11 protein-coding genes are annotated in these 11,920 nt (G+C 68.8%); 7 read left to right on the forward strand and 4 right to left on the reverse strand.

All coding sequences use genetic code 11. The annotated features are described in order from the left end of the window. Positions 1-11: 11 nt before the first annotated feature. The 3 genes from AWC18_RS05825 to glnX are packed head-to-tail and all read right to left on the reverse strand — an operon-like array spanning position 12 to position 4,611. Positions 12-2,366, reverse strand: a complete 2,355-nt coding sequence (locus tag AWC18_RS05825; RefSeq protein WP_234806436.1) for a serine/threonine-protein kinase PknG — start codon at positions 2,364-2,366, stop codon at positions 12-14. Then, positions 2,309-3,292, reverse strand: a complete 984-nt coding sequence (locus AWC18_RS05830) for a glutamate ABC transporter substrate-binding protein (protein WP_064999571.1) — start codon at positions 3,290-3,292, stop codon at positions 2,309-2,311. The genes AWC18_RS05825 and AWC18_RS05830 overlap by 58 nt, the downstream gene beginning before the upstream one ends. Next, positions 3,292-4,611: a protein kinase G-activating protein GlnX gene (glnX, locus tag AWC18_RS05835; protein ID WP_064999570.1), complete on the reverse strand. Its 1,320-nt coding sequence runs from the start codon at positions 4,609-4,611 to the stop codon at positions 3,292-3,294. Before glnX ends, AWC18_RS05830 begins: the two co-directional genes overlap by 1 nt. A gap of 165 nt (positions 4,612-4,776) precedes the next feature. Here glnX and AWC18_RS05840 point away from each other — a divergent pair, with 165 nt between their 5' ends. Beyond that, positions 4,777-5,238, forward strand: a complete 462-nt coding sequence (locus AWC18_RS05840; protein ID WP_064999569.1) for an NUDIX hydrolase — start codon at positions 4,777-4,779, stop codon at positions 5,236-5,238. A 98-nt stretch (positions 5,239-5,336) separates the two neighbouring features. Here AWC18_RS05840 and thiE read toward each other — a convergent pair whose 3' ends face one another. Further along, positions 5,337-6,011, reverse strand: a complete 675-nt coding sequence (gene thiE, locus AWC18_RS05845) for a thiamine phosphate synthase (RefSeq protein WP_085138063.1) — start codon at positions 6,009-6,011, stop codon at positions 5,337-5,339. A gap of 62 nt (positions 6,012-6,073) precedes the next feature. Between thiE and thiO the strand changes: the two genes are divergently transcribed. The 6 genes from thiO to AWC18_RS05875 all read left to right on the forward strand — a co-directional run bounded on the left by thiO (position 6,074) and on the right by AWC18_RS05875 (position 11,877). Continuing rightward, complete coding sequence (gene thiO / locus AWC18_RS05850; RefSeq protein WP_085138064.1) at positions 6,074-7,090, forward strand: glycine oxidase ThiO; 1,017 nt, start codon at positions 6,074-6,076, stop codon at positions 7,088-7,090. Beyond that, positions 7,087-7,284 carry a sulfur carrier protein ThiS gene (gene thiS / locus AWC18_RS05855; RefSeq protein WP_064999566.1) on the forward strand — a complete coding sequence of 66 codons (198 nt, stop codon included), beginning with the start codon at positions 7,087-7,089 and terminating at the stop codon, positions 7,282-7,284. Before thiO ends, thiS begins: the two co-directional genes overlap by 4 nt. Beyond that, a complete protein-coding gene (locus AWC18_RS05860; protein ID WP_076049746.1) occupies positions 7,277-8,038 on the forward strand; it encodes a thiazole synthase in 762 nt (253 codons plus the stop codon). Before thiS ends, AWC18_RS05860 begins: the two co-directional genes overlap by 8 nt. A gap of 90 nt (positions 8,039-8,128) precedes the next feature. Further along, positions 8,129-8,887: an SGNH/GDSL hydrolase family protein gene (locus AWC18_RS05865; protein ID WP_085138120.1), complete on the forward strand. Its 759-nt coding sequence runs from the start codon at positions 8,129-8,131 to the stop codon at positions 8,885-8,887. 78 nt (positions 8,888-8,965) lie between these two features. After that, positions 8,966-10,423, forward strand: a complete 1,458-nt coding sequence (locus tag AWC18_RS05870) for a M28 family metallopeptidase (protein WP_085138121.1) — start codon at positions 8,966-8,968, stop codon at positions 10,421-10,423. Further along, positions 10,420-11,877: a M28 family peptidase gene (locus tag AWC18_RS05875; protein ID WP_085138065.1), complete on the forward strand. Its 1,458-nt coding sequence runs from the start codon at positions 10,420-10,422 to the stop codon at positions 11,875-11,877. Before AWC18_RS05870 ends, AWC18_RS05875 begins: the two co-directional genes overlap by 4 nt. The last annotated feature ends 43 nt before the right edge of the window (positions 11,878-11,920 follow it).

Raw genomic sequence — 11,920 nt, forward strand, 5'->3', positions numbered from 1 at the left:
GGTCATCGAATCTAGAACGTGCTCATCGGACGCACTGCGTTGGCGGTGTCGACCAACCGGTAGCGGTGCTCCTGGGTGGGAGCCAACCGGGCCAGGGCGCGCAGCGCCATCTCCACCCCGAGTCGGAGCCCGTGCTCGGTGAAGGGGAAGCCGAGGATGTGGTTTGTGCTGGCCTCGTGCTCGGTCAGCCAGTCCATCGCCGCCCCCAGCACCAGGGCCCGGATCTGCAACACTCGCGGTTCGGTTTCCGGCAGCGCCTCCACCCGGCGTGCGGCGTCACGTATCTGGGCCTCGGTGATTTCGCTGGACGAACGTCCCGACAGCAGCGTCACCGCACTGGTCAACCGAGCGGTGGTGAAATGCCTTGACGTGGCGGGAACTTCGTCAAGGGTGCGAACCGCGGCGTCCCGGTCGCCTTCCGCTGAGAGGGCGCGAGCCAGGCCGAAGGCGGCCGAGATCACACTGTCGTCGGTGCGCCACACCGCCTCGTAGAAGTCGCGTTCGTCGTCGGTTCCGGCCAGCTCGGCGGTGGCGGCCAAGGCCATCTTCGGTGCCAGCTCGCCCGGGAACATGTCCAGCACTTCGGTGAAATCTTTGCGGGCGGCCTCGTAGTCGCCGGTGAGCAGCTCAGCCACGCCCCGGAACCAGACCAGTCGCCACCGCCAGCCCACCTGCTCAGCGAGCTCCTCGAGTTTGCTGGTGGCTTTGGTGACGTTGCCGAGGTCGAGCAGGGCCCGCACCTCCATCAGCGGCAGTCCGATGGACTCCGACAGGTCGATGCCGTCGGATTCCAGTGAGCTGTTACGCACGGCGCGCAGCGAATCCAGGGTCTGCACCGGCTCGCTGAGCTCCATCGACGTCAACAGCGGGGCGGCGACGTCGCCCGGGTCGATCAGCGGTACCTGCAGGGCGGTCACGATCTCACGCGCGGTCAGGTTCTGGGAATGCACATGCCCGTCCAGGTAGACGTCGGTGTGCGCGACCAGCAGATGCTCGCCGAAGGTGGAACGCGAACGGGTGAACACCGTCGACAGGCCGGGTCGGGGTATGCCGGTGTCACGGGCGACCACCTCGCGCAGCACGCCCATCAGCTGTGCCGACATCTCCTCGGCGGAGGTGAACCGCCGGCGCGGGTCGGGATCGATGGCCCGGCGCAGCAGCCGGCGGTAGGAGTCGTACTTCTTCAGCACCGGGTCGTCCTCGGGCAGCCCGTCGACGTAGCGGCCGTCACGGGTGCGCAGCTTCAGCGTCAGCGCTGCCAGGGTCCGGCCCACGGTGTAGATGTCGGTCGCCACGGTCGGCCCGGTGCGGACGATGTCGGGTGCCTGGAAGCCCGGGGTGCCGTAGAGGTAGCCGAATGAGTTGGCGCGTGCCACCGCGCCCAGGTCGATCAGCTTCAGCTGCTCTTCGGTCAGGACGATGTTCTCCGGCTTGAGGTCGTTGTAGACCAGGCCCAGTGAGTGCAGATAGCCCAGTGCCGGAAGGATTTCCAGCATGTAGGCGATGGCCTGCGCAACCGGCAGCCGATTGCCGCCGCGCTGTTTGAGCGACCGGCCGCCGACGTACTCCATCACGATGTAGCCGACCGGGTCGCCGTGGGAGTCGGGGTGTTGCACGAAGTTGAAGATCTTGACGATCGACGGGTGGGTCACCTCGGCCAGGAACTGCCGTTCGGCCATCGCGATGGCCTGCGCCTCGGCGTCGCCGGAATGCACCAGGCCCTTGAGCACCACCGGGCGCTCGTTGACGTTGTGATCGACCGCCAGATACACCCAGCCCAGACCGCCGTGGGCCACGCACCCCTTGATCTCGTACTGCCCGGCCACCATGTCGCCGGGTTTCAGCTGCGGCAGAAAGGAATACGGACTACCGCAGTGCGGGCACCAACCTTCGACGTCGCCCTTCGTGTCCCCGCTGGACCGGCCCACCGGCCGCCCGCAGTTCCAGCAGAAGCGCTTGGCCTCGGCGACCTCCGGATTCTCCATGAGCGCGGCGAGGGGGTCGATCGGGGGAACTTTGGGGATCTCGACCAGGCCACCGCCCAATCGCCGCCGCGGAGCCACGGTACGCACCACGGTCGTTTCGTGGGATTCGGCGGTGCCCGGGAAGTTCAGGCCCTCCCGGGGCCGGAAGATCGCTTGGGTCGACATCGGCCGGCGTACCGACGACGATTCGGCCAACACGTCGGCCCGCTGGGTGGCCGGGCCCTCGTCTTCGGAATCGGTTGCCGATTGCTCCGTTACGTCCTCGTCGGCAGTGCCGGGCAGTTCCTCCGCGTCGCTGCGTTCGGCATCGTCGTGGTGCGCCATCAGTCCGAATACCTCGGTGTCGGGGGCACCGGCGCCGGTCCCAGCACCGTCAACCACTTGCGGTACAAGGTATTCCACGTACCGTCGCGGCGGATGCGCTCCAGCGTTCCGTTGACGAAACGCACCAGCCCGGTGTTGTTCAGGTTGATGCCGATTCCGTAGGGCTCCTCGTCCATGCTCGGTCCGACGATGTGCAGATAGGGGTCTTGGGCCATCAGGCCGGCCAAGATCGAGTCGTCGGTGCTGACGGCGTCGACCTGACGCTGTTGCAGCGCCACCAGGCAGTCGGCCCAGTTCACCACCGACACGATGATCGGCGCCGGCGCGATGCTGCGGATTCGCCGCAGCGACGTGGTGCCCTGCGCCACACAGACGCGTTTGCCGGAGAGGTCTGCGGCCTGGCGGATCGCGGAGTCGCGCGGTACCAGCAGACGCTGGTTGGCCACCAGATACACCGTCGAGAAGTTCACCAACTCCCGGCGGCTGCAGGTGATGCTCATGGTCTTGACCACGATATCGACTTCGGACTTCTGCAGGGCCGCGATCCGCTCGGCCGACGCCAGGATTCGATATTCAACCTGCGACGGGGTGCCGAAGATGTCGCGGGCCACCTCGCCGGCGATGTCGACGTCGAAGCCGGTGATCTCACCGGTGATCGGGTCGCGGAAGCTGAACAGGTTGCTGCCGATGTCCAGGCCCACGATCAGCCGGCCGCGATGGCGGATCTTGTCCACCGCCGCATCAGCCTCGGCCTTGGTGCGGAACGGACGCAGGCTGGCGGTGGCGTCGCAGTCCTCGGTGCGCGGATCGGGCGGTTGCGGCGCCTCCGGCGGCAGCTCCTGCATGCCGGCCGGGGTGGGCGGCGGCAGCGTGGGCATCGCGGACGCGGAGACGAATTCGGCGCGCCCGCAGCCGGTCAGGCCGGACAGCACCAATGCTGCGCTCAGCGCGCACAGCATCAACCGGGGCCGACGGTAACTCATCATCTGTACTCGTTCAGTCGAGGCCACAACCCGAGCGCGACCGCGATCGCGGCACCCATGCTGAGTACCGCGCCCCCCACCGGGGCCACCGACAGTACCCGGCGGGCATTGAGGACATCACCGCGCAGCTGATTGCGACTGTGCTGCAGCGCCTTGTCCAGGGCCGCATCGAGCTGATCGAAGGCGGGAGTCGAGTCGTCACCGCTGCCGCCCAGCGCCACCTGGGTGGCCGCCCGATAGTTGCCGACGCTGATGTAGGCGTTCATTCGGTCATTGGCCTGGCGCCAGCGGTCCAGCAGCTGCCCGGCGTTGGCCAGGTCCGCCCTGTCCACCGCGTCCCCTCGGACCAGGTACTCCTCCAGCTGCTCCTCCATGGAGTCGAGGCGCTGGTAAAAGGTCTGCTTACGGGTCTCCTCGTCGCCGCGCCGGATCAGCGACAGGGTCTCGTCGGCGCGTGCCTGCTGCGCGGTGATCGCCAGATTCGTGATCGCCTTGAGCGATTCGGCGCCGGTGTCCTTGGCGTTGCGGCTGCCGGCGGTGGAGATCACCAGCACCGTCCCGACCCAGATGATCATCAGCAGAATCGCCAGGCCGCCGGCCACCAGCCCGGGGTTGATCCGGCGCCGGGTGTGGCGAGCCAGCCAGCGGTGCGCGAACGCGCCGAACAGCACGGTGGTCGCGACCACCAGGATCACCGGGGCCGGCACCCGCGTCGACGCCGTCGTCTGCTGGTCCACGGTCGCCGAAGTGGCCTGATACAGGCGCTGGGCGTCGGGCAGGATGGTGTGTTGCATCAGCTCGGAGGCTTCCGACAGATACGACGAGCCGACCGGATCGCCCGAGCGGTTGTTGGTTCGGGCCGTCTCGATCAGTCCGGTGTAGACCGCCAGCTCCGCATTGATTCGGCCCAGCAGCTGCAGCAGCGGCTCGTCATCCAGGCCGCCAGAGGCCCTGGTCACCGCGACCGCGGCCGCGGTGATGGCCTGTTCGTAGCGTTCCCGCACCGCTCGCGGTTCGCCCTGCGCGATGAACGCTGTGGCTGCTGCGGCGTCGGCGACCGACAGCGTGGTGTAGAGCTGCCCGGCGGCATACGCCAACGGCTCGGTGTGGTCGAGGACCGTGGTCAGCGTGTGCTGCCGATTGTTGATGGTGCTGGCGGTGGCGAAGGCGCTGAGACCGCCGAGGGAGGCGAGGATGAGTCCGATGGCCAGAATTTTTCCGGGGGTGGTGGTGAAGAACCACCAGCGGGGTCGGGCAGGTTCGGTCGGCGACCGTAGCCCCGCCGGCTCGGTTGACGGGTGCGCCAACTCAACGGTCACGTCTGTTCAGACTCCATCCCTGCGGCTGCTCGCGGCACCAACGATAATAAAAGGATTCTAAGAGCGCGGGTGGTGTCTGCGCGGTCTCTCGCGCCGGTTGGTGTCGAAAACGTCGCGTGATCTCGCCAGAACCGAGACCTTGCCCGCCCCGATACGCTTCCATGCGTGCGTGGTGACGGCGATGGCTGGGCGTTTTCCGATACCGGCGCCCGATTCTGGGGTCGGCACGGTGCGGCAGGTCTGCTTCTGCGGGCCCCGCGCCCCAATGGCGCCCGCACCGTACTGCTACAACATCGCGCGTGGTGGAGCCATCAGGGCGGCACCTGGGCGTTGCCCGGCGGCGCCCGCGACAGCCACGAGACCCCTGAAGAGGCCGCCATCCGGGAGGCCCAGGAGGAAGCCGGTCTGCCCGCGGATCGGATTATCGTGCGCGCCGCCGTCGTGACGGCGTCGGCCAGCGGCACCAGCTGGACCTACACCACCGTGGTCGCCGATGCCGACGAGTTGCTTCCGGTGGTGCCCAACGGGGAGAGCACCGAACTGCGGTGGGTCGACGAACACGAGGTCGCCGGGCTGCCGTTACACCCGGGCTTCGCGGCTAGCTGGGAGTTGCTGCGGGGTTTGTGACGCCGGCGTTGGCATCGCTGCCTCAGCGATCGTGCACGCAGGATGAAGAACGTGGGGAAATTTCGGGCTCAGTACACGATCGGCGGGGGTAGGTCAGGTCAGTGTGTGAGCCCGGCCCGCAGTGCCGCCGCCGCGGCCCGCGGATCTTCGGCCGCGGTGATCGCCCGCACCACCACCACCCGGCGGGCGCCGGCCTCCACCACCTGCGGCAATCGCTCGATGTCGATGCCGCCGATGGCGAACCAAAGCTTGAGGTCGGGTTGGCCGGCGGCGAACCGCACCAGCTCCAGCCCCGGTGCGGTGCGGCCCGGCTTGGTCGGGGTCGGCCAGCACGGCCCGGTGCAGAAGTAGTCGACCGACTCGGCCAGGGCGGTGCCTACCTGATCGCGGTCGTGGGTCGAGCGGCCGATCAGCACGTCGGGTCCGATGACCTCGCGCGCCGCGGGCAGCGGCAGGTCGTCTTGGCCCAGGTGCAACACGTCGGCGCCGGCGGCGCGGGCGATGTCGGCACGGTCATTGACCGCCAGCAGCGCCCCGTGTCGTCGCGCGGCGTCGGCCAGGATCTCCAGTGCCGCCAGTTCGCCGCGGGCCTCCAGGGGGCCGAACCGCTGCTCGCCGGCCGATCCCTTGTCGCGCAGCTGAATGATGTCGACGCCGCCGGCCAGGGCAGCGTCGGCGAACTCGGCCAGGTCGCCGCGTTCCCGGCGGGCATCGGTGCATAAGTAGAGGCGCGCATCAGCGAGTCGGGCGAGACGGTCGGAGCGTTTGTGCACACCGCGACGCTAGCGGCTAGCTTGGGTGTGTCGACACGCGAGCAGGCGGAAGGGAGCAACGCATGCCCGGACCCTCGCTCGGTTCGCTGGCCGTGATCGGCGGTGGCGTCATCGGGCTGTCGGTGGCCCGGCAGGCCGCCCGGGCCGGGTGGACGGTGCGGGTGCACCGAACTTCTGAATACGGCGCCTCCTGGGTGGCCGGTGGCATGTTGGCCCCGCACAGTGAGGGCTGGCCGGGTGAAGAGCGGCAACTGCGGCTGGGGTTGCGTTCGCTGGAGTTGTGGCACGACTTCCTCGACGGGCTGCCGGCCCAGGTGGTGACCGCGCGTGAGTCACTGGTGGTCGCCGCCGACCGAGCCGACGTCGCCGACCTGCGTACCGTCGCCGACTGGCTGTCCGCGCAGGGCCACCCGGTGATCTGGGAGTCCGCGGCCCGCGACGTCGAACCTCTGCTGGCGCGCAGCATTCGGCACGGTTTCCGGGCCCCCACCGAATTGGCGGTGGACAACCGCGCGGTGGTCACCGCCCTGGTGGACGCCTGCGAGGATCTGGGCGTGAGTTGGGCCCCGCCGGTGCGTGACCTGGCCGAGGTGGCCGCCGACGACGCGGTGGTGATCGCCAACGGTATCGATGCCCCCGCGCTGTGGCCGGGCCTGCCGGTCCGCCCGGTCAAGGGGGAGGTGCTGCGGCTGCGCTGGCGTAAGGGCTGCCTGCCCCCGCCGCAGCGGGTGATCCGGGCCCGGGTGCACGGTCGTGCGGTCTACCTGGTGCCGCGGCCCGACGGCGTGGTGGTGGGGGCGACCCAGTACGAGCACGGCCGCGACACCGCGCCGGCGGTCTCCGGGGTGCGTGATCTGCTCGACGACGCCTGCACACTGGTTCCGGCGCTGGGGGAGTACGAGCTGGCCGAATGCGCGGCGGGTCTGCGGCCGATGACGCCGGACAATCTGCCGCTGGTGCATCGTCTCGACGAGCGGACCTATGTCGCTGCCGGGCACGGCCGCAACGGGTTCCTGCTGGCACCGTGGACTGCCGAACAGGTTGTGTCCGAACTACTTCCGGTTGGAGTGCAGCAATGATCGTAAATGTCAACCAGAAGCAGGTGGAAGTGGCCGAGTCGACCACGGTCGCGACACTGCTGGCTTCGATGGGTTATCCCGACCGCGGTATCGCGGTGGCGGTGGATCAAGCGGTGCTGCCGAAATCCCGCTGGACCACCCCGCTGGCCGACGGTGCCTGTCTCGACGTGGTGACGGCGGTGCAAGGTGGTTGATGACGCGAAGCTGACCATCGCCGGACGGGAGTTCAGCTCTCGGCTGATCATGGGTACCGGTGGGGCACAAAGCCTGACGTCGCTGGAAGAGGCGCTGGTGGCATCCGGCACCGAGCTGACCACCGTCGCGATGCGCCGCGTCGACGCCGAAGGCGGAACCGGCATGCTGGATCTGCTGAGTCGGCTCGGGATCACGCCGCTGCCCAACACCGCCGGCTGCCGCAGCGCCGCGGAAGCGGTGCTGACCGCCCAGCTGGCGCGTGAGGCGCTCGGGACCGAATGGGTCAAGCTGGAGGTGATCGGCGACGAGCGCACCCTGCTGCCCGACGGCATCGAATTGGTGCGTGCCGCTGAGCAATTGGTCGACGACGGGTTCGTGGTGCTGCCCTACACCAATGACGATCCGGTGCTGGCCCGTCGGCTCGAGGATGTCGGATGCGCGGCCGTGATGCCGCTGGGCTCACCGATCGGCACCGGGCTGGGCATCGCCAATCCGCACAGCATCGAGATGATCGTTGCGGCAGCCGGGGTGCCGGTGGTGCTCGACGCCGGCATCGGTACCGCCAGCGATGCGGCGTTGGCAATGGAGCTCGGATGCGATGCGGTGCTGCTGGCCACCGCGGTGACGCGGGCGGCCGACCCGCCGGCCATGGCCGCGGCCATGGCGGCCGCTGTCACCGCCGGGTACCTGGCCCGTCGCGCCGGACGAATCCCGAAGCGATTCTGGGCGCAGGCCTCGAGCCCGGCCCTGTGACGCCCATTCCCCGCGAGGGTGCGTGTCTGTACACGACACGCCGCGAGAATCGGTGCAACCGTGCACGGTCGCGGTCATGAAACGCTGGTCATGAAACGCTATGTCGCCCTCGGTAGTTCGATGGCGGCCGGCCCCGGAATCCGGCCTGGTGTCGCAGGCGCCCCGCGGGCTGCGCGCCGCTCGGCGCGCAACTACCCGCACCTGGTCGCCGACGCGCTGAACCTCGATCTGGTTGACGTCACATTCTCCGGCGCAACAACCGCCCATCTGTTGAGTGAGCGCCAACACGGCGTGCCGCCGCAGCTCGACGCCCTCGAGGGTTCGGAATCCCTGGTGACCATCACCATCGGTGGCAACGACGTCGGCTACGTGCCGCTGTTGATGGCCGCGACGCTGCCGGGGATTTTTCAGCGGCTGCCGGCCGTCGCCGCGCTGTTAGATCCGGAACAGCGCGAGCGGGCGCTCGGTGAGGTCGAAGCAGCGCTGCGGGCCGTGGGCGCCGCGGTGCGGGACCGCGCGCCGCAGGCCCGAGTGTTCTTCGTCGACTACCTGACTCTGCTGCCACCGGCCGGGGTGCCCGCCGGAAGGCTGCCGCAGCACGTCGTGAACCTGGCCCGGCACGTCGCCGACGAGTTGGAGCGCAGCACCGCCACGGCGGCCGCCGCGACGGGCTGTGAACTCATCCGTGCCGGAGAGGCCAGCCGCGACCACCATCCATGGTCGGCGCACCCCTGGACGGTGGGCGCCGGCCTGCCGCTGCCGTGGCGGCCGTGGCCCTTTCACCCCAACGCCGCCGGCATGGCGGCGGTCGCCGAGTTGGTCGTCGCGCGCGGTGGCGGCCGGGCCTGACCTCGTCGCGGCGGCGTACCCACTAACGTGGGGTCGGTGGACTACAAGTCGAAGTTGATCCCTGCCCTCGGCGCCGTGATGGTCGGTGCGCTGTTCAGCGCCGGCTGCAGCCGCACCCCGGAAACCACCGAGCAGGGACCAGATCCCGCCGCAGCCGCCGAATTCGCCGGCAGTCTGCGCGACAAGGTCACCGTCGACGCCATGATGGGCCACCTGCAGAAGTTGCAGGACATCGCCGACGCCCACGACGGCACTCGTGCCATCGGCACCCCGGGATACGACGCCAGCGTCGAGTACGTGGCCAACGCCCTGCGTGAACGCGGCTTCGACGTCGAGACCCCGGAGTTCGTCGCCCGGGTGTTCAAGTCCGAGCCGGGCTCGGTGAGTCTCGGCGGCAAGACGATCGAGGCCCGGGCACTGATGTACAGCCTCGGCACCCCGCCCGACGGTGTCACCGGCCCACTGGTCGCGGCGCCGGCCGACGAGAGCCCGGGCTGCAGCACCGAAGACTACGAGGGGCTGACGGTCAAAGACGCTGTGGTACTGGTGGACCGCGGCACCTGCCCGTTCAAGGAGAAGATGGCCGTCGCCGTCGAACTGGGTGCGGTGGCAATGGTGGTGGCCGACAGCATCGACGAACCGAAGATGGGCGGCACGCTCGGTGAGCAGACCGAGGTCAAGATTCCGGTCGTCAGCGTGACGAAGGCCGACGGCGCGATGCTGCGTGATGGACACGGGGCGATGACGGTCAAGCTCGACGCGCACACCGACGAGATTCCGTCCCGCAACGTCATAGCCCAGACCAAGACCGGATCGACCGAGAACGTGGTCATGCTCGGCGCGCACCTGGACAGCGTTCCGGAGGGGCCGGGCATCAACGACAACGGCTCCGGTGTGGCGGCGGTGCTGGAAACCGCCCTGCAGCTGGGAGATTCGCCCGAGGTGCGCAATGCGGTGCGGTTCGGTTTCTGGGGTGCCGAGGAGCTCGGACTGATCGGGTCGCGGAAGTACGTCGAGTCGCTCGATGAGGAGCAACTCAAGAACATCGCGCTGTACCTGAACTTCGACATGCTCGGGTCGCCGAATCCGGGCTACTTCACCTACGACGGCGACCAGTCGCTGCCGACGGACAAACGGGGCCAGCCGGTGGTACCGGAAGGTTCGGCCGGCATCGAGCGGACCATGGTCAGCTACCTCAAGTCGGCCGGCAAAGAGCCGCGGGACACCTCGTTCGACGGCCGGTCCGACTACGACGGGTTCACCCAGGCAGGTATTCCGTCCGGCGGGCTGTTCTCCGGTGCGGAGGTGAAGAAGACGCCCGAGGAGGCCGAGCTGTGGGGCGGCACCGCCGATGAGCCCTTCGACCCGAACTATCACCAAAAGGGCGACACCATCGAGAACATCGACCGCGATGAATTTGCCATCAACGGCGGCGGGGTGCCCTATTCGGTCGGGTTGTACGCCCAGGATCTCAGTGGCCGCAATGGGGTGCCGGTGCGCGAGGATCGCACCCGGCACATCCTCACCACGCCATGATCCGTCCGGCGGGCGCGCTGCTGGTCGCTGTCGGCGTACTGGCGGCCTGCTCGCCGGAGCCCGCCGTGCCACCGCTGTCGAATCGGCTGGCGAACCAGGTCACCGTCGAGGCGATACTCACGCATCTCCAGCGCCTGCAGGAGATCGCCGACACCCACCAACGGAATCGGGCTGACGGCACCCCGGGATACGACGCCAGTGTCGACTACGTGGCCAACGCGCTGCGCGACAAGGGTTTCGAGGTCGCGACACCGGAGCTCCTCAGGTTGGACACCGTCTCGGCCGGCAATCCCACGCTGACCGTCGCCGGGGTCAGCTACCCGGTCGATCAGGCCTCGCTGCTGGTGCGCACCCCGGCCGGCGGGGTCAGCGGCCCGGTGGTGCGGCCTACGCGGTCGTCGGGATGCGCACCCGCCGACTACCCGCCGAAAGTGCCCCGCGGGGGCATCGCCGTGGTCAGCGACGCAGGCTGCTCGGTGGTGGACAAGCAGAACGCGGCCGCCGAGCGTGGCGCCGCAGCTCTGGTGGTGGTGAGCCCGCCGAGCCGTAACGGTGCGCCCGCGGGGTTGTTCCCTGCCGGGTACTACGACCAACTCACCATGCCGGTGGCGGTGGCCGGACGCGACGGTGACAATGCCCTGCGTCGCGCGACGGGGACGGTGCGGCTCGTGCTGGATGCCCACACGGTGAAGATCACCTCGCGAAATATCTTGGCGCAGACGAAAACCGGTTCGCCGCGCGACGTGGTGATGGTCGGCGCGCACCTCGACAGTGCGCCCGGAGGCCCGGGGATCAACGACAACGGCTCCGGGGTCGCTGCGGTGCTGGAGACCGCGCTGCAGCTCGGTCCGGAGCCGGAGGTGGCCAACGCGGTCCGGTTTGCCTTCTGGGGTGCCGAGGAACAACAGCTCGGTGGTTCCAGTGATTACGTGTTCGGGCTCGACCGTGACCAGCTCAACGACATCGCGCTGTATTTGAACTTCGACATGCTGGGGTCCCCGAATCCCGGTTACTTCACCTATGACGGAGATCAGTCCGCGCTGCCGAGCCGTGACATCAACCCGGACGACGTGCCGGAGGGATCGGGCGGAATCGAACGCACCTTGGCCGGCTACCTCAATCTGGCGGGCGTGCGACCTGCTGATATGCCGTTGAGCAGCGACACCGGCTACAGCCCGTTCGTGGTGGCCGGGGTGCCCGTCGGAGGTATCACCACCGGTGCTTCTCAACTCAAAACCACCACGCAGGCCCGATTGTGGGGAGGAAAGGCCGGCGCGGCGTTCGACCCGAACTACCGCGGCCCCGGCGACACAGTCGAGCAGATCAACCAGCGTGCATTGGCGCTCACCGGTGCCGCGGTGGCGTTCGCGGTGGCCAACTACGCGCAGTCCATCGGCGGACCCAACGGGGTCCCGGCTCGCGACGCCCGGCACCGGGCACCGCTGGGACCATGAGTCCCGCCACGGAGCGGGGCTCATCGGGCGACGTACAGGCGGG

This window comes from Mycolicibacter nonchromogenicus (assembly GCF_002101775.1).
Taxonomy (GTDB): Bacteria; Actinomycetota; Actinomycetes; order Mycobacteriales; family Mycobacteriaceae; genus Mycobacterium; species Mycobacterium nonchromogenicum.